The 18,195-nt window shown below is 66.5% G+C and carries 16 protein-coding genes; all 16 read left to right on the forward strand.

The window, feature by feature from the left end:
• Nucleotides 1-109 precede the first annotated feature (109 nt).
• The 16 genes from BLP83_RS10710 (at nucleotide 110) to BLP83_RS10785 (ending at nucleotide 18,041) form a co-directional block, all read left to right on the forward strand.
• A complete protein-coding gene (locus tag BLP83_RS10710; RefSeq protein WP_091242394.1) occupies nucleotides 110-3,214 on the forward strand; it encodes a fused MFS/spermidine synthase in 3,105 nt (1,034 codons plus the stop codon).
• Between the two features lie 402 nt (nucleotides 3,215-3,616).
• The gene (locus BLP83_RS10715; protein ID WP_091242397.1) at nucleotides 3,617-3,919 is read left to right on the forward strand and encodes a hypothetical protein; all 303 of its coding nucleotides are present in this window, start codon (nucleotides 3,617-3,619) and stop codon (nucleotides 3,917-3,919) included.
• A 242-nt stretch (nucleotides 3,920-4,161) separates the two neighbouring features.
• The gene (locus BLP83_RS10720; protein ID WP_176764135.1) at nucleotides 4,162-5,685 is read left to right on the forward strand and encodes a Tad domain-containing protein; all 1,524 of its coding nucleotides are present in this window, start codon (nucleotides 4,162-4,164) and stop codon (nucleotides 5,683-5,685) included.
• Entirely contained in the window at nucleotides 5,682-6,581 is a 900-nt protein-coding gene (locus BLP83_RS10725; RefSeq protein WP_091242406.1) for a hypothetical protein, read from the forward strand. Before BLP83_RS10720 ends, BLP83_RS10725 begins: the two co-directional genes overlap by 4 nt.
• A 2-nt stretch (nucleotides 6,582-6,583) precedes the next feature.
• Complete coding sequence (locus BLP83_RS10730; RefSeq protein WP_091242408.1) at nucleotides 6,584-7,282, forward strand: hypothetical protein; 699 nt, start codon at nucleotides 6,584-6,586, stop codon at nucleotides 7,280-7,282.
• A complete protein-coding gene (locus tag BLP83_RS10735; RefSeq protein ID WP_091242410.1) occupies nucleotides 7,279-7,479 on the forward strand; it encodes a hypothetical protein in 201 nt (66 codons plus the stop codon). The genes BLP83_RS10730 and BLP83_RS10735 overlap by 4 nt, the downstream gene beginning before the upstream one ends.
• 147 nt (nucleotides 7,480-7,626) lie before the next feature.
• A complete protein-coding gene (gene cpaB, locus BLP83_RS10740) occupies nucleotides 7,627-8,598 on the forward strand; it encodes a Flp pilus assembly protein CpaB (protein WP_091242412.1) in 972 nt (323 codons plus the stop codon).
• A gap of 161 nt (nucleotides 8,599-8,759) precedes the next feature.
• Nucleotides 8,760-10,238 (forward strand): type II and III secretion system protein family protein, encoded by a 1,479-nt coding sequence (locus BLP83_RS10745; RefSeq protein WP_218121238.1) that lies wholly within the window; start codon nucleotides 8,760-8,762, stop codon nucleotides 10,236-10,238.
• 4 nt (nucleotides 10,239-10,242) lie between these two features.
• Nucleotides 10,243-12,024 (forward strand): TadA family conjugal transfer-associated ATPase, encoded by a 1,782-nt coding sequence (locus BLP83_RS10750; protein WP_091242417.1) that lies wholly within the window; start codon nucleotides 10,243-10,245, stop codon nucleotides 12,022-12,024.
• Nucleotides 12,021-12,866 (forward strand): type II secretion system F family protein, encoded by an 846-nt coding sequence (locus BLP83_RS10755; protein WP_091242419.1) that lies wholly within the window; start codon nucleotides 12,021-12,023, stop codon nucleotides 12,864-12,866. Before BLP83_RS10750 ends, BLP83_RS10755 begins: the two co-directional genes overlap by 4 nt.
• Nucleotides 12,867-12,900: 34 nt before the next feature.
• Entirely contained in the window at nucleotides 12,901-13,764 is an 864-nt protein-coding gene (locus tag BLP83_RS10760) for a type II secretion system F family protein (protein WP_091242421.1), read from the forward strand.
• Complete coding sequence (locus tag BLP83_RS10765; protein WP_091242424.1) at nucleotides 13,761-14,135, forward strand: DUF192 domain-containing protein; 375 nt, start codon at nucleotides 13,761-13,763, stop codon at nucleotides 14,133-14,135. Before BLP83_RS10760 ends, BLP83_RS10765 begins: the two co-directional genes overlap by 4 nt.
• 85 nt (nucleotides 14,136-14,220) lie before the next feature.
• Nucleotides 14,221-14,739 carry a tetratricopeptide repeat protein gene (locus BLP83_RS10770; RefSeq protein ID WP_091242426.1) on the forward strand — a complete coding sequence of 173 codons (519 nt, stop codon included), beginning with the start codon at nucleotides 14,221-14,223 and terminating at the stop codon, nucleotides 14,737-14,739.
• Nucleotide 14,740: 1 nt separating this feature from the next.
• Nucleotides 14,741-15,493, forward strand: a complete 753-nt coding sequence (locus BLP83_RS10775) for a TadE/TadG family type IV pilus assembly protein (RefSeq protein ID WP_176764137.1) — start codon at nucleotides 14,741-14,743, stop codon at nucleotides 15,491-15,493.
• A gap of 242 nt (nucleotides 15,494-15,735) precedes the next feature.
• Nucleotides 15,736-16,668, forward strand: coding sequence for an ABC transporter ATP-binding protein (locus tag BLP83_RS10780; protein WP_176764138.1), 933 nt, complete (start codon nucleotides 15,736-15,738; stop codon nucleotides 16,666-16,668).
• Nucleotides 16,665-18,041, forward strand: a complete 1,377-nt coding sequence (locus BLP83_RS10785; protein WP_091242432.1) for an ABC transporter permease — start codon at nucleotides 16,665-16,667, stop codon at nucleotides 18,039-18,041. The genes BLP83_RS10780 and BLP83_RS10785 overlap by 4 nt, the downstream gene beginning before the upstream one ends.
• Nucleotides 18,042-18,195: the final 154 nt, after the last annotated feature.

Genomic DNA, 18,195 nt, shown 5'->3' on the forward strand with positions numbered 1-18,195 from the left:
GCGCGCCAGAATGTCTACACTCTGTAACAGAGCGTAAACAAGACTGGCATGCCCAAGGACAGGGTGTTCCAGACACGGTCGACGCGCGGAAATCGGGGCAGGTACAACCATGTTCGAAAGCAACGCGCGCCCAGCGCGTGAGGGCGAGGCTTTGCATCCCGTGCGCCTGCACTGGATGCTCGCCTTCTTCGTGCTGTCCGGTGTCTCCGGACTGATCTACCAGTCGATCTGGAGCCAGTACCTCGCTTTGTTGCTGGGCAGCTCCGCCTATGCCCAGTCGCTGGTGCTCGCGATCTTCATGGGCGGCATGGCGGTGGGTGCATGGATGGCAGCACACCTGCTGTCCCGACTGCGCAATCTATTGCTCGCCTACGCCTGGATCGAGGGCCTCATCGGGCTTGCCGGTCTGGTCTTCCACGGACTCTTCCTGCTGACGACCCAGTGGCTCTACACCCGCTGGCTGCCGGAGCTGCAATCGTCGGAGAGCATCGCCTTCAGCCGCTGGCTGCTCGCAGCCCTGCTGATCGCGCCGCAGACCCTCCTGCTCGGCATGACCTTTCCGATCATGAGTGCGGGGCTGATGCGCTGGCTTCCGGATCGGGCCGGCGCTGTACTCGGCGGGCTGTACTTCTACAACTCGATCGGCGCGGCCGTGGGTGCCCTGCTGGCGACCTTCGTGCTGATCCCCGCGGCCGGGCTCGCCGGTGCGATGGCGTTTGCGGGGCTGCTGAATCTGCTGATCCTGGCGGGTGTCTACTACGCTGGCGTGCCCGGGCGCGGCGTGGAGGATGCGCCCTCTCCAACGCAAATGGGCGCCGCCGAGGGAGAGCCCCCGGCCAGCCCGGGATTCGTGCGCCTGATCCTCGCAGTCGCCTGTGTCACCGGCCTTTCGTCCTTCATGTACGAAGTCGGCTGGATTCGGATGCTGTCGCTGGTCATGGGCAGCAGCCAACATGCTTTCGAGCTGATGCTCGCCGCGTTCATCGGCGGTCTTGCCCTCGGTGGGCTCTACGTCAAACGCCGCCTTGACGCTGTTGGCGACGCGGTGCGCTATGCGGCGGTGGTGCAGCTGCTGATGGGTCTGTCGGCCTTGGCCACCTTGCCGCTCTATGACCATGCCTTCGTCGTGCTCAGCGCACTCATGGACACGTTTGCGTCAAGTGCGCGTGGCTATGTTCTCTACACGGCGTCGACCGCCCTCATCGCCATCGCGATCATGCTGCCGGCCGCCTTCTTTGCGGGCATGACTTTGCCGGTACTCACGTTCCTGCTGCTGCGGCGGGGCCAGGGCGAGGCGGTGGTGGGCAAGGTCTATGCCCTTAACACGCTCGGCGCGATCGCCGGCGTTCTGCTCATGGTGCATCTGGTGATGCCTGTCCTGGGCCTGAAGCACGCCATGGTGCTGGCGGCGGGACTGGACCTCGGCCTCGGCCTGCTGCTGCTTGTGCTTTCGCAGACACCGCGGCGGGCGCGCGCGCTGCTCAGCGCCGCTGCCGTCTGCACCGCCGCCGTTGCCTGCACCCTGCATCTCGCGGACTTCAATCCCATGCGTCTGCACTCGGGTGTCTACCGTTCGCGTCTGGCGGACCTCGACCCCAAGCGCAGCGTCTACTACAGCGCGGATGGCAAGACTGCGTCCATTGCCCTGCACGGTATGGCCGGCCAGAGCCTCACGATCGCCACCAATGGCAAGCCCGATGCCTCACTGAATCTCGCCCCGGAGCTGGCGCCGACGCCGGATGAGCCGACCATGATTCTGGCCGCCCTGCTCGGACTCGCGGCCCAGCCGGCGGCGCGCGACGTGGCGGTCATCGGCTTCGGTTCCGGGCTGACTACGCATGTTCTGACCCAGCACGCCGGCTTCGCGAGCATCACCACGGTCGAGATCGAGCCGAACATGGTCGAGGCGGCGCGTGGTTTCGGCGCGCGCGTCGAAGGCGCCTTCCAGGACCCGCGTTCGAGGATCGTGATCGACGATGCCCGTGCCTACTTCTCGGGCGCCGGCGCAGGCTACGACCTGATCGTTTCCGAGCCCTCCAATCCTTGGGTGGCCGGCGTTTCCAAGCTGTTCTCCATCGAGTTCTACGGGTTTGCCAAGCGTCATCTCAAGCCAGGTGGGCGACTGGTGCAGTGGGTCCAGGCCTACGAAATCTCCGATGCGACCTTCCTGACCATCCTGCGCGCCCTGGACTCCGAGTTCGCGGACTACGCCCTGTACCTCAGCAATGACAGTGACCTCGTCATCGTCGCGACCGCAGAGGGTCAGCTGCCGGAACTGCAGGCGGACTTTCTCGCGCAACCCGGACTTCGCTGGAGCGCCGAACGGGCAGGCATCCGATCCGTTCGAGAGTTGCGGGAACGCCGCCTCGCCGATCGGCGGCGGATCCAGCCCCTGCTGGGTCTGGATGGAGGCCCCGCCAACTCCGATTTCCGGCCGGTGCTGAGCCATTGGGCGCCGCAGGATCGTTACCTCGGCGCCCGCGCCACTCGGATCCTCGGCTACTACCGAAGCCCGCTGGGTGTGCTGGAGCAGGCGGGCCTGGGCGAGTTCAACCAGAACGATGCCTGGCGAGACCCGCCGGTACCACTTGAGATCATCAGCGCGCGCCGGCAGGCGGAAGAGTTCGCCGCGCTGATGCTCGACAGCAGCCCTGAGGGCACCCCGGGCGATACTCCTGCCGACCATCGCTTGCGGGGCTTGGCCTTGCGACTTCGAGAGCTGGGCGAGGTCTGCTTCCAAGGGGTGCATCCCTCGACAGCCCACGGGCTGCTGCTGCAGGCGCTGGAGCTCACCGCGCCCTTCCTGGACCCAGGGCGCCTGCGCAGCCTCTATGCCGCTCCGCCCTGGCTCGCCTGTCCTGAGGGCAGGCGCGAAAGCACTGCACCCGTCGAACACTTGCTTGAAGTGCTCGCCGCCTACGCCCGCAGCGACTGGGCGGCGCTGGCCGGCGCGCTCCGCACACTTGAAGTCCTGTCGCCGATCCAGCTTGCCGCGCAGGACCGTGAGGCCCTGGAACATCTTTCGCTGCTTGCTGCGTACAGGATGGGTGGGGCGGCGCGCATGCGCGCCGAGCTCGAGCGTCTTCTGACAATGCAACCCGATCGAACGACTGCGGCGCGCTTCGCCCTGCGCCTGACGGCCGACGTGCTGATGCGGGCCGAGGAGCATGAAGCGGGTGCAGGTCAGGGCGCGGATGCGTTCGATACCGACTGAGGCCGTGAGTTCCAGCGGACCACGCAGCGGCGGGCGCGTGACTGGCCACGGCTCCCTGCCGTTGTGAACGTTCTTGCTCGCAAGGATCCGAACTCAGCCTCTATCGCGTCGACTGTTACGGTTGCAACCATTAGCCCGGAGGCATCCTGCTTGCTAGCACAAAGGTCCTGGGCTAGATTTGCATCCGACTGTAACGCAACCATTCGATTTCAGTGGTTGAATACAGGCGGTGACGGTTGGCGGTGTGTCATGCCGGGTCGGCATGACGGGGGATCGACCGGAGCCAGAACGGGGAAATCAACAGCGTCACAGGTATTCGTGGGCGAGCATCGCCCGCGAGCGTAGCCGGCTGCATGGACGCGCGTGCCGGCATTCAGTCCATACACTTCGGAGAGACAACTCATGAACAGCATCAACCGTGCACGCGCTCCCAAGCGCATCCGTGGTCAGGGCATGACCGAGTACATCATCATCGTCGCCCTGATCGCCATTGCCGCCATCGCCGTGTTCAGCCTGTTCGGCGGCACCGTGCGCAGCCAGATGGCCGGTATGGCCCAGGAAATGGGTGGCACTTCGGCGAACGCCCAGGTCGGCAAGGCCACCAACGCCGGCAACACCGCTGCCCAGGTGGCCAACGCCGCCCACAACAACACGAACCTCGGCAACTACGACGACGCGGCCAGTTCCAACGTCGGCGCCAACTGAGATCCCGTGTTGCCGGGCGCCACGCGCGCCCGGTCTAGCGCGAACCCCCGGCTCGGCGACCTCGCCGAGCACGGGCTTCGCGATCAATGGGGTGCTTGAGCTTCCGCGAAATGTGTCGCGCCGCTGCGCGCCGCAGGGCGAAGCCGTGTTCAAGCAGCCCGCAGGTTAGAGGCGGGGCGGCTTGACCGATGCCATTCGGCAACGGGCGGGAGCGCGCTGCGCCACCGATGCAGGAGAGGCCCATGGGACTCGCCAGACTCCAGCGTGGTCACGCGACCATGCTGACATTGATCCTGTTCGCCGCGGTCGGGCTGGCCGGCATCGGTATGTACAACACCGGCCGCCTGACGACCGAAAAGGTTCGCCTGCAGACGGTCGCGGACTCTGCGAGCTACAGCGTTTCGCTGGTCATCGCGCGCGACATGAATTTCAAAGCCCACACCAATCGCGCGATGGTGGCGAACCAGGTCGTGGTCGGGCAGGTCGTCGGCCTGGCGTCCTGGTCGAAGATGCTGCGCAATGCCGGGCAGAACTTCTCGCTGGTGACCGATGTCCTCGGTGCGATCCCCTATGTCGGCCCCTTCATTCGCGCGCTCGGACGCGCGCTGCGAGAGGGCGCGCGCGTGTTCGACGAGGTCGTCACTGCGGTCGCGCGCGTGCTCGTTCCGGTGCAGGAAGGTCTGATCATGGCGATCAGCGAAGCGCAGCGCGCCCATCATCTGCTGACCGCCGAGCTGGCGCGTCAGGCCATGACCCAGGTGGTCACGGAATCCGATCCGGACATCGGATCGGTCAGCACGATCACCCAGGGAGCGGTTTGGCTGCAGCTGCTGGACCCCCGCAGCGGTGTCCTGTTCGGAGAGCAGGAGCGCAACGAACCGCAGATGCGTGGCAGCTATACCGCCAGCGCGAATCGGCAGCGGCGCCGGATGGAAGAATTCAGGGTGGTCACGGAGAGCAGCCGGGATCAGTTCACCTTCGAGCGCAGCCACACCTGGATCAGCACGCCAAGCTGGCTTCGTCCCTTGGGGGGTCGAATCCGCAAATATGGCGGGTCGGAACTGGTCCCGAGTCGATCGCCGGAGCGCCGGGAATACGTCCAATGGACCGCCATGGACACCGTCGGTATTGAATACCGGACCATCGGCTGCGGCTGGACCGGCCTCAGCTGGTGCAGCTGGCGCCAGACGCCGACGCCGTTCGGGTATGGCGCCGCGCATGCGCTGGCGGGCAGCGCCACCGGCGGGCGCTACAACTACTTTCTTGACCAGAACACGCGTCGTAACGGCCGGCGGCTGTGGGGCAATGGCGCTTGGGTCTTGCGCGTCAACGCCTCAGCCGCGGCAGGCATGTATGCCAACAACAACCTCTCGCGCAGCCCCACCAACCGCGGGCTGCAGCCCTTCTATGACCTGCGCCGCGACGGGCGCGTGCCTGACGATCGCTTCGATCTGCATATCGTTCTGACCAAGGGAGAGGGCGATCTTCCTGCCTGGGAGCGCGTTCTCGTGGAAGGCGGCGCGCAGGTGCAGCCGACCTTCAACACCGCCGAACAGGGCGGTCTCGCGGGGGAGCGTATGGCGGCGATCGCCAAGTCGGGCGTGTATTTCTCGCGTGATCACGCCCCCCGCACTTCGCGCGGCACTGCGAGCCGCGCCCAACGCGAGTACAGCAATCTCTACAACCCTTACTGGCAGGCGCGACTGCTGCCGTCGACGCGGGGCGAGCGTGGCCTCGCGCTGCTTGCCGTGGGGATACGTCTATGAAGACGCAATGCTGCCCGCGCCGGCTTCGCGGCGCCTCGCTCGTCGAGTTCTGCATCGCGACGGTCTTTCTGCTGGGGCCACTGCTCCTGCTGACCCCGGTCATCGGCAAGATGGTGGCCGGCAAGCAGCGCTACGAGCAGGCGCTGCGCTATGCCGCCTGGGAGCGCACCGTCTGGTTTGAAACGCGTCCGGCCAATGCGCCCAGCGCGCCGATCAAGAGCGCGGCCGAACTCGCGCAAGAGGTCCAGGCGCGGAGTTTCGGTCGCGCCGAGGCGCTCATTCGCGCCGATGATCGCAGCCGCCGCCGGCCCGAAGATGCGCCTGTGGACCACATCCTCTACCGGCCGACCGCAGTGGCCTTGAACCAGTCGCCGGGCGGCTACCGGCCTTGGTTCGAGGATCAGGGCAACAACAGCAATGCGCCGGTGCACGCGCGCGCCCAGCAGACCGGCAATGCCATCGCCGGCACCGCAGGTGAAGCCGAAGCCCGTGCCTTCGAGGCTATCGAATCGGCGACCCGGTTCCGCGTCAACACCCGCAGCCTGTATACGACTCGACTCACCGCCGACCTCACCGATGTCGTCAGCTTCAGCGAATTCGAAGAGGGGCCGGACAACAACCGCCGCCCCATCGATCTGCGGCTCGACCGTCATCGCGGCCGCGAGCGTCAGCTGCTGCTGCTGACTGACGGTTGGAATGTCGCAGGTCCGAACCATGCGGCAAGCCAGGCGCGCGCCATGCTGTCGACGCAGTTCCTTGATAACGATCGGCTTCAAAATGCCATGCGCATCGTCGGCCGGTTGCCGCTCGGGGTGACACGCGACATCGGCATGTTCGAGTTCGGCAAGGTCGATCCCGAACAGGTTCCGGCGCATCGACTGGGCCAATACCGATGAGCATGCGCATGGTTTCCGCGCTGTCCGCGCTGCTGCTGGCACTGGTTCCGGGCCTTGGCGCAGTGCAGGCGGCTTCACTTGCGGATTTCCCTGCGCCGGAGCGCTCGCGCGTCGACGTGGTCGGTGTGGATATGCGTCTGAACGGGATCCGGATGTCGGCCTGGGAGCTGCACAGCGAACTCGGGCCGAGTGAGGTCCTGGACTACTACGTGCAGCACTGGGGACGATCCGACCCTGGGCGCCCCGGCTATACGCTCGTACCGATGGGCGACTGGCAGTTGCTGACCCATGTCGACGAGTCCGCCGGCCTGACCTATACGGTGCAGGTCAGGCCGGACGATGCCGGTGCTTTCGCCCTGCTTGGCGTGAGCGATCTGCTGGCCGGCAGCGGCCAGCCGCCGCAGGAGCTCGCCAGCGACTTCCCCGTGCTGGGGGGGACGACCGTCGAATCGGTTCTGGAAACGCAGGAGGTGGGCTGGACCGCGCGCACCATCACCGCCAGCAATCGTCGCTCGGTCACCGCCAACATCGCGCACTATGCGAAGTCGCTCGGTGAGGACGGCTGGGTCGTCGAGAGTTCGGTGCAGGGCCGTTCGGGCTCAGCGGCGCTGTCCGCGCGGCGCGGCAACGACAGCCTGTCGGTGACGGTGTTCGAGCAGGACGATGCGACGCGCACAATCGCCGTTTGGGAGGCCCGTTGAACGCCTCGCGCCAGTCAGGTCAGGTGACGGTCGAGTATCTCCTCGCCGGGCTGGTGATCGTCGCGGCCCTGCTGGTGCCGATGCCCGACATCGCGCCCTTCAACGGCCGCCCGGTGATCGTGACCCTGATCGATGTCATCAAGCAGCTCTTCGCGAACTTCGCCTATGGCATCGGCTTACCGCGACTGCCCCTGTGAGCCCGCGACCTGAGTGCCGAGCAGGGCGATGCTGGCGCACTGGCGTGGCGCAGTATCCGCTGTCTGCGCCTGCCCTCCAGACGGGTTCGAGCCCGTGATCGACGCCCCGCTCGATAGTCACCACACCCGAACCCTGGAAGCACGACGATGAAAACGAAGGAATCCCTCAAGTCCGCCGCGCAGAGTTGGGGCTTGCTGGTTGCCGCGCTGGCCTTGGGTGTGGTCGCCTTCTTCGCCAGCAACTGGTACCTCTCGAACAAAGAACGCGCGCTCACGGACGAACTTCTGGCCCAGCGTGAAGGGCGTCGCCAGGTGGTGGTGGCGAAGGCCGATCTGCAGCCCGGCGTGGCCGTCAGCGGCGAGAACATGGCTCTTGCCATGGTGCCGGACACGCATCTTTCCGCGAACGCGGTGACGCCGGAGCAATTCGACGCCGTCGCCAACCGTGTCCTCGTCGCTCCCATGAGCCGCGGCGAACCGCTGCTGATGCACTTCGTCGCTGGCGAGTTCGCTGAGCGCTTCTCCGACCTGCTGCTGGAGGGCGAGCGCGCGGTCACCCTTCCGGTGGACGACCTGAAATCGAGTGAAGGCATGCTCGAACACGGTGACCGTGTCGACCTGCTGCTGCTCGCCGAGCAGGAAGGCGGCGAACGCTCCGGCGGAGGAGGCCAGAGCCTGTATCCGCTCGTCGAGAACGTGCGTTTGCTGGCAACGGGGACCTCGGCGCTGGCCACCCGCGAAGCCGATTTCGGCCTGCAGCCGGAGGAAGGCTATGCCGAAAGCACCTACTCGACCGTTACCGTCGGCGTGAATGCCGAACAGGCGGCGCAGCTGATGTTGGCCAAGGACATGGGGACGGTCGTGGTTCTGCTTCGCAATCGCCGCGACGAATCGCCGCTGGAGGCAGAGAGCCTGAGCGCGGAAACGCTGCTCGGCGGCACCCGCCCTGGCCAGAGCTATTCCTACATTGCAGGCTCGAACGCTGAGGGCGGGAGCTTGCGCCCCGTCGTCAAGCAGGTGTCGGCGCCGCCGCGGCGGCGGCAGCCCGAGGCTGCCATCCCGAGGCGCGAGCCCGAACCGAGCCTGCCCGCTGGCGAGCTGGGAGGCACGTCGAACTGAAGTGCGCGGCGGCCTTCGCGAATCCAAGGTGTCGCGGTCGCCTCGAGCCCGCCCCCGGCAAAGCGCGACAGGCGAGCCAGCAATCCATCCCAGGCCTCTCGCGCCGGCCACGCGCCAGCGAGACGGGGCGATCGATTACAGAAGTGCAAAAGGAAGCTCCGGTGCGTCAGCGTCACGCCCTTGTTGTCAACGCCGTTCCCTTGATTCTTCTCGTGCTCTCGCTCTGTCTGGCGACCGCCACGCTGCAGGCGGCGACTCTGCCCGAGATGCTGGACCTTCACTCGGGCGCCGTACGCGTGTTGGATACCGGCGAAGTCGAACGCGTGGTCGTCGGCGACGACGCACGCCTCGGCCACTCGGTGCTCGAAGGCGGGCGATTGCTGCTCATCGGGCTCGAGCCCGGTACCAGCGACCTGCGGGTGTGGACGCGGGACGGCGCCGAGTATGCCTACAGCGTCCAGGTTCACCCGCGGGATCTGGCGGCGGTGGTGGGCACCTTGAGCGCGCTGCTGGCGGACTTCCAAGGGGCGCGCGTGCGCGCCATCAACGGCATCATCGTGGTCGATGGCACGGTGCCACGGACGCAGATCGAAGGCGTGCGCGAGATCGTTGGACAGATTCCGGGGGTGGTGTCCCTGGTCGAGCCCGCCACCGCGCCGATTGATCTGGTCATGAGCAGCTTCGCCGGTGTCAGGGTGCGCGAAGTCGACGGCGTGTCGGTGGTTGAAGGCGAAGTCGCGGAATCGGAGTACGCGCGCTTCGCGCAAGCCATGCAGGGGTTCCCCAACGCGGTCTCGCTGGTGCGCTCCACACGCTTCAATCCGCTGCCCATGGTGCGCGTGTCCTTGCGTATCCTCGAGGTGAATCGCGAGTACACGAGGCGTCTTGGCATCAACTGGGACGCGGCCTTCCCGGGGCCTTCGATCGGCAGCACCGGCGCGTCCATCGCGAACACCCGCTTTCGGGTCGTTCCCAACGGTCTGGACAGCCTGGTCTCGCGCATCAACATCGACGATGCCCGCTGGTTCGCCTACGCCGGCTGGACCACCCGCGTGTTCTCCACGGTGGACATGCTGCAGCTCGACAACCAGGCCACCACGCTGGCCGAGCCCAACCTCACCACGCGCAGCGGAGAGCCGGCGACCTTCTTCGCTGGCGGCGAATTCCCGTATCCGGTGATCGGGCAGTTCGGCCAACCGGGCGTCGAGTTCAAGGACTATGGAATCCGTTTCGAGATCCAGCCCACCGCGGATCTCAACGGCAACGTGCAGACGTCCGTGCGCGCCGAGATCAGCACCCTCGACCGGGCCAACACCGTGGCCGACGTGCCCGGCCTGCTCAAACGCGAAACCGAGTCCACGGTCACCCTGCGCTCGGGGCAGACAATGATCATCTCCGGCCTGGTCTCCGCCGATGAGGTCAAGAACGCCAACGGCATTCCCGGGCTTTCCGAGATTCCCGTGCTCGGCAATCTGTTCAAGTCACGCAGCTTCCAGAACCGCAAGACCGAGCTGGTCGTTCTGGTGACGCCCACCCTGGTTCAGGACGCGGACCGCGTGGGCGAGGGCGTCGAATCGACGACTCGCCGCATGCGCGGTCTTCTCGACGAACTGATTCTCGAAGGCGCCTTGGCCGAGTAACGCTATGTACCAGATCCACGTCAGCACCCTGAAGGGTACCGTCATCAGCAACGAGCTGGTCTCGGAGGAGCTGTGCACGATCGGCAAGCACCAGGACAATCGCATCGTCCTCCACGGCTGGCAGGTCGGTCGCAAGCACGCCAGTCTCCGGCTGGTGGGGGCGGATGTGTTCCTGGATGACCACGGCAGCGGTTCGGGCACCAAGGTCAACGGCAAACGCGTCGAGAGCTTCGGGCCGCTGAGCGTCGATGACGTCATCGAAATCACCGGCTACCAGATCCGCATCAAACCCCCCACCAATCGTTCGGTGATGCCGACGCGCTCCGCCAATGAGGCAGTGGCGCCAGCCTCGCCCCGACAGGAGGGCGCGCCGCAGGGTGCGAGCCTGCCGGCCAAGCCTGTGGAGACGGCGCCTGCAGCCGCTTCCATGGCTTCGCCGGCGGCTGTGGCCGAGGACGCCACGACGCCCCCCGCAGAGAACGACACCGCCGCGCAGCGACATCTGGCGCTGACCGTCGAGTGGCGCAAGCGCCTGCACAAGGCCCTGCTCGAGCAGATGGATCTGCGCCGCGTCGCGGTGACGCAGATGTCGCACGACGCCTTGCGCAAGGTGACCGAGGATCTGCTGGACCAGATCCTTCAGCAGCAGCAGCGCGAGCTTCCCCCTGAGCTGTCGCGCGAGGCGCTCAAGAAGCAGGTCGTCGACGAGGCGGTCGGTCTCGGACCGCTGGAGGAGCTGATCGAAGACGAGTCGGTCAGCGAGATCATGGTGAACGCGGCCGATCAGATCTTCTTCGAACGCAATGGCCGGCTCGAGAAATCGAAGATCACCTTCACCGACGACCAGGCGGTGGTGGCCGCGATCGAGCGCATCGTCAGCCCGCTGGGGCGGCGCATCGATGAAAGCTCACCGATGGTGGACGCCCGCCTGCGCGACGGCTCCCGCGTGAACGCGGTGATTCCGCCCCTGGCCCTGAAGGGTCCTTGCATCACCATCCGCAAGTTCATGAAGGAGCGGCTGACCATCGAGCGACTGGTCGGCTTCGGATCGATGAGCGACGCCATGGCCAGCGTGCTGCGAACGGCTGTGCTGGCCAAGCGCAACGTGGTGATTTCCGGAGGTACGGGATCGGGCAAGACCACCCTGCTCAACGTGCTCTCGGGCTTCATTCCGTTCGACGAGCGCGTGGTCACGGTCGAAGATGCCGCCGAGCTGCAGCTGCCGCAGCCGAACCTGGTCTCGCTCGAAGCACGGCCGCCCAACCAGGAGGGCAAGGGCGAGGTGCGCATCCGCGACCTGGTCAAGAACTGCCTGCGCATGCGTCCGGACCGCATCGTGGTTGGCGAGTGTCGAGGCGGCGAGGCGCTGGACATGCTGCAGGCCATGAACACCGGCCACGACGGTTCGCTCACCACCGCGCACGCCAACTCGCCGCGCGACTGCGTGGCCCGTCTGGAGGTGATGGTGATGATGGCGGGCATGGATCTGCCCTCGATCGCGATTCGCGAGCAGATCTCGTCGGCGGTGAACCTGATCGTGCAGCAGACGCGCTTCTCCTGTGGCCAGCGCAAGGTGACGTCGATCTCGGAAGTCACCGGCGTGGAGGGTGGACGCGTGCAGCTCGCCGAGATCTTCCGCTTCCAGCAGACCGGCTATGACGAGCGCGGCCGCGTGCAGGGGCGCTTCGAGCCCACCGGCCTTGTGCCCGAGTTCTACGAAAAGCTGCGCGCGCGCGGCGAACGCGTGGATCTGTCGATCTTCACCAAGCCGGAGCCCGAGGCGTGAACCTGCTGATCAGCGCGGTGTTTGCCGCCTGCTTCGTCCTGCTCGGGATGGTCGGGGCAAGGGCGCTCGCGCGCGCGTCCACCAACTACCGCGAGGTGTTCACCAACGCCACCAGCGCCTCGCTTCGTGACCTCTTCCTGTTCGTCGATGCGAGCACGCTGTATCGCATCAACCTCGCGGTCATCGCGCTGTCGCTGATCCTGTTCTGGCTGCTGACCGGCAGTCTGCTGCTGGCGGCCCTGATCGCCGCGGCCATGGGCTTTGTGCCCGGCATCGCCTTCAAGGTCCTGAAGGCGCGCCGCCTGCAGACGTTCATCCAGCAGCTGCCCGAGGCCCTGCTGTCGGTGGCCGGCGCCATGAAAGCCGGTGCCAGTGTGGTGCAGGCGATCGAGATTCTGGTCGCTGAATCGAAGGGGCCGATCTCGCAGGAATGGGGCCTGTTCCTGCGTGAGCTCAGGGTGGGCGTGTCCTACGAGGATGCCCTCAACAATCTGGTTGAACGCGTGCCCAGCGAGGAGCTGCGCCTCGTGGTCGCCGGCATGAAGATCTCGCGCGAGATCGGCGGCAACCTCGCCGAAACCCTGGAGCGGCTGGCGGACACGCTGCGTCGCAAGATCGAGATGGAAGGCAAGATCAAGGCGCTCACCGCGCAGGGGCGCATGCAGGGCATCGTGATGACCTTGCTGCCGATCTTCCTTGGCGTGGTGCTGTACTACATGGAGCCCGTCCATATGGGGCGGCTGTTCACCGAACTCTATGGATGGATCACGCTTGCCGTGGTCATCAGCGTGCTCTCGGTGGGCTTCTTCTTCATCCGCAAGATCGTGAACATCGACGTATGAGGCCGCCCTCGCACGCGCGCACCCGGAGAAGACCATGGCATTCGTGATTGCCCTGCTCGTGGCCCTGAGCGTGATCGCCCTGGCGATCGCGCTGCGCAACATCCGTGCGAGCATCCGCGAGGACGACCGCGCCTTCCTCGATCCGCTGCCCCCCGCGCTGCGCCTGATCTGGCCGCTGGTCAACCTGCTCACCCAGCACCTCGGCGACTACATTCCCGTGGAGCAGGTCGAACAGACCCGCCTGAAGATGCGCAAGGCGGGCATGGAGTACCTGATGACGCCGGTGCAGATGATCTCGCTGCGCTTTGTCGCCGCCGGCATCTTCATTGTGTTGATGGTGCTCTGCCTGCTGATGCTCGACCGGTTCGAGCCGCTCTGGGTGCTGCTGGCGGGCTTGCTGGGCTGGATGTTCCCGCTGATGAAGGTCAACGACCTGCGCAAGCTGCGCGAGAAGAAGATCGTCCGCGCGCTGCCGATGTTTCTCGACTTCATCACCATGGCCGTCGAGGCCGGCATGAACCTCTCCGGCGCCCTGCAGCAGGCCGTGGAAAAGGGCCCCGAGGGGCCTCTGCGCGTGGAGCTTCAGAAGGTGCTGCGCGACGTCAAGGCGGGCATGTCGCGCATGGAAGCGATCCGCGCCATGTCGGAGCGCCTGGACATCCGCGAGATCCACTCGTTCACCTCGGCGCTGGCGCAGGCCGAGCGCACCGGTGCGAGCCTCGGACAGACCCTGCGGATACAGGCGGATCAGCGTCGCACCGAGCGATTCCAGCGCGCCGAGAAGCTGGCGCTGGAGGCCCCCGTGAAGCTCGTGTTTCCGCTGGTTGCTTTCATCTTTCCCACCACCTTCATCGTGCTGGGATTCCCGATCTTCATGAAGTTCCTCTACGAAGTATGAGCGTCTTCCGCTATCGGAACGGCAGCGTGCACTGCGCACGGCGCGGGCTGCTGCTGGCCCGTGCCGCGCAACCGCAGGGTTTCGCAGCGCGGGCGCGCGGCCTGCTGGGTCGCAGCCGTCTGGATCCGCAGGAGGCCCTCTGGTTCGATCGCTGTTCGGCGGTGCACATGTTCGGCATGCGCATGTCGATCGATCTCGTCTTTCTCCGTGCCGGCGAAGTCATTCGCCTGTGCGAGGATCTGCGCCCCTACCGCTTCCGCGCCTGTGCCGGCGCCGATGCATCGCTTGAACTCGCCGCGCATCAGATCCAAGCACTTGGACTGCGCCTGGGCGATCAGCTGGAGTTCCGTGAACATGAAAACCTGCAGTGACGCATGGCCGTCGAGGAGCCAGCGCCCTCGGCCCGCTACCGCTCAGCACCCGATGCCGAAATCGCCCGCGTCTGGATCGGCGCTGGTGCTGCCCAAGCCGGGCTCACGCGCGTGGGGGCTGCGCGGCATCGGCCTCGGCCTGTCGATGGCGATGCTGCTGGTCGGCTGTGCCGCGCCCACGCGGCCGCCCGCCGCGGCCAGCGAAACTCCAGGCGGCGAGCGCGTGCCGGGAGGGCTGGTGTCGCTGCAGGATCGTGCCGATCAGGCGTATGCCGAGGGTCGCCTGCTGGACGCGGAGCAGCTCTACCGGCAGCTCCTGCGCGAAATGCCGCAGTCGGCCTATGCCTGGCTGCGGCTGGGCAATGTGCAGCTGCGCAACAGTGAGCTCGAAGCCGCCGCACGGTCCTACCGCGAGTGCCTGAAGTTCATGCAGGATGATGCAAGGTGCTGGAACAATCTGGCGCTGACCTATATAAAGATGGCGAACCTGACCCTGGATCAGGCCGGCCAGTTCATCACCGATTCCGAGCAGGCCGCGCGTCTGGATGCGTTCCGCCGTCGGGTCGTCGACAGCACAAGCAACGAGGTCACGGAGGGGCGCTGACATGCAGGCATCCGCGATTCAACGGACACTCCGCGCGCGCCCACGGCGCGGCGCCGAGGGCGGTGCGGTACTGGTCGAGCTGTACATCATCCTGCCGATCTTCGCCCTGCTGATGGGCGGCATCTTCGAGCTGAGCATGCTGTACCGGGCGCGCGCCGTGCTGGATGCGGCCACCTTCGAGGCCGCCCAGCAGGGCTCATTGCAGAACGCCCTGCTGGCGCCCATGCAGCGCGGCCTGGCCGAAGGCATGGCGCCGCACCTGCTGCGCGGGCGAACACCCGCCGCGGTGGTGCAGTCGCTGGCTGAAGCACGCGGCCGCATGCTGGCCGGCGGTGGCGGCGTTCGCATCATCAGCCCGAACCGCGCGATCTTCGATCGCTTTGCCCAGCGACAGACCGTGCGGACCACGGTCGACACTGCCGAAATCGGCCAGCGGGTGATCCCGAACGACAACCTGATGTGGCGCTCGGCCGCCGTCCAGCAGGTGCGGGTCGGCAACCAGAACGTACCGATGACAGTGCAGGACGCGAACATCCTGAAGATCGAAAGCCACTGGTGCGAACGCCTCAAGGTTCCCATCCTCGACCGCGTGATCGCGCGCATGGTCAATGGGCCGCTCGGCGTGCCCGCGCAGTGCGTCGGGGTGAAGCTGGCGGATGACGCCCGCTACGGCCGCCCGGGTCAGTACATCGTGCTGCGCAGCCACAGCATCGCCCGCATGCAGTCACCGGTGTTGCGCACCAATCTGAACTGATTCACTGCCCTCAAGCTCAGGCGCAGGCGCAGGCGCCTGCTTAGCCACACCGGCACTCCGCAGGCGCGGTCGAGTCGCTGCCCTGACGACGCGGCGGCGGGTAGCTGCCCGTCTGCTCGCGGACTTCATCCACGGCTGCGCTGCCCTGGTGGCAGCGCGCTCCGCCCTGCCCGATGGCACTGCCCCGTCACACCCGGCCCTGTCCGATACTCGCGGTGCCGTCCCGACCCACGGAGCCGCCTGTGACGCCCGCCATCGAACTCATCGGACTGCAGAAGTCCTTCGGCACCCGGCACGCCGTGCGTGACCTGAATTTGCAGGTGCCCCGCGGTGCGCTGTACGGAATCATCGGCCCGAACGGCGCCGGCAAGAGCACCTCGCTGCGCATGCTGCTGTCGATCCTGTTTCCGGATCGCGGCGAGGTGCGCGTTCTCGGCTTCGACTCCGCGCTCAAGGCCAAGGATCGCATCGGCTACCTGCCCGAGGAGCGCGGCGTCTATCGCAAGATGAAGGTGGCGGACTTCCTGCTGCACATGGGCGTGCTGAAGTCGCTGCCGCGGGCGGAAGCCGCTCGACGGGCGCAGGCCTGGCTGGAGCGGGTGGAGCTTCCCGATGTCGCGAAGAAGCGCTGCGAAGAGCTCTCGAAGGGCATGCAGCAGAAGATCCAGTTCATCGCCGCCGTGCTGCACGAGCCTGAGCTGCTGATTCTCGACGAGCCCTTCAGCGGGCTCGATCCCGTCAACATGCGACTGCTCAAGCGGCTCATCGAAGCCGAGCATGCGCGAGGCTGCACCGTGCTGTTCTCCACCCACGTCATGCCGCAGGCCGAGACCATGTGCGAGCACATCGTGATGATCCACCAGGGCCGCAAGGTGCTGGACGACACCCTCGCCGGCATTCGTGCAGGCCACCGCCCGAACGCGGTCGAACTCGAGCCGCTCGACGCGTCGGCGCCGATCCCCGAGACGGTGCACGGGCTGCCGGGCATTACGGGCATCAGCGCGCAGGAGGTCGGCTACCGGATCGGGCTCGACGCCGACGCCGAGCTTCCCAGGCTCATGGCGGACCTCGCCCGGACCTGGCCACCGGCACGACTCGCCATCGTGCGTCCCAGCCTTGAGGACATCTTCATCGACATCGTGGCGCGCACATCGGAAGAGGGCCTGCCGGCATGAGCAAGGTGCTGCAGATCGCCTGGCGCGAGTTCGCCGCCACGGCCCTGACGAAGGGGTTCCTGATCGGTCTGGTGGCGGTTCCGATGATGATGGCGGTCACCCTGCTGCTCGTGCCGCTGCTGATCAACTTCAAGTCACCGCCCGTGCGCGGTGAAGTGGCTGTTCTCGACCTTTCCGGCGCAGGAATCGACGCGCGTCTGGCCGAAGCGCTGTCGCCCGAAGCTTTGGTGCAGCGTCGTGCGGCCCTGCAGTCGCGGATGGACGCGGCGATGCCGCAGGCCCTGCGCGGACTGCAGGCACAGTCCGCTGCCTCGGCAGGCGTGGAGGCGGCCTTCGGTGAGGTGCCGAAGCTGCGCGTGCTCTCGCTGCCGGCCGAAGCGGACATTGAGCGCGAAAAGGCCCGACTGCTGGAGGCCGATGCAGAAGACGCGCGCCGCCTCGCACTGCTGGTCATTGACGCCGATGCGGTGCATTCGCAGTCCTCGAACGGCCTCGGCAGCTACAGCTTCTACATCCGCAAGAAGCTCGATGAGCGCGTCGTCGACGAGATCCGCGAAGCCCTGCGGCCCGCCCTGATCGACGCACGCATGCAGGCCAACGGCTTCGATGCCGAGCGCGTCCGCGCGCTCAATGCCTTGCCGCGGGTCCGCCCGATCACCGTCGGCGAGGAGGGCGAGAACTCGGCTGCGCTGGTCGTCGGCCAGATCCTGCCGATGGCCTTCATGATGCTGATGTTCCTCGCCATCATGACCGCTGGCCAGATGCTGGTGACCACCACGGTCGAGGAGAAGTCGAGCCGCGTGGTCGAGGTGCTGCTGGCGGCGGTGTCGCCGACCGAGCTGATGGCCGGCAAGATCCTGGGTCAGCTCGGCGTCGGCCTGCTGATGATCTCGGTCTATGCGGGTCTGGGCGTGCTGGCACTGTTGAGTTTCGCTTTGACCGGGCTCATCGAGTTCTGGCAGATCGCCGTGTTCGCCCTGTTCTTCCTGATCGCCTTCGCCACCTTCGGTGCCCTGATGGCCGCCGCGGGCGCGGCGGTGAACGAGCTGCGCGAAGCGCAGAGCCTGCTCACCCCAATCGTTCTCTTTGCCGTGGCGCCGATGCTGCTGTGGATGCCCATCCGCAGCGACCCCAATTCCATGCTAGCCACTGTTCTGAGCCTGACACCGCCAGTCAGCCCTTTCGTGATGGTGATGCGGATCAGCTCGAACACCCCGCCGCCGGTCTGGCAGATCGGTCTGGCCCTGCTCATCGGCCTGGTCTCGACCGCGATCGCGATGTGGATCGCAGGCAAGGTGTTCCGTGTGGGACTGCTGATGCACGGCAAGCCGCCGAACTTCGCCACGCTCGTTCGCTGGGTGCGGATGGCGTGAGTGCAGCTGCGTGCGCGCTGCGTTCGGGCCCCACTCCCAGTGGCGAGTGCGTCTGCTGGACCCTCGTCCGAGCTGAAGGAGGCGCCGTGGCGCCTCTCCAGCTGGCAGAGCGCTCGGGCTGATCGTGCGAGCCTCACCATCCCCTGGCGCCCCG

The organism is Aquimonas voraii, from assembly GCF_900101825.1.
Taxonomy (GTDB): domain Bacteria; phylum Pseudomonadota; class Gammaproteobacteria; order Xanthomonadales; family Xanthomonadaceae; genus Aquimonas; species Aquimonas voraii.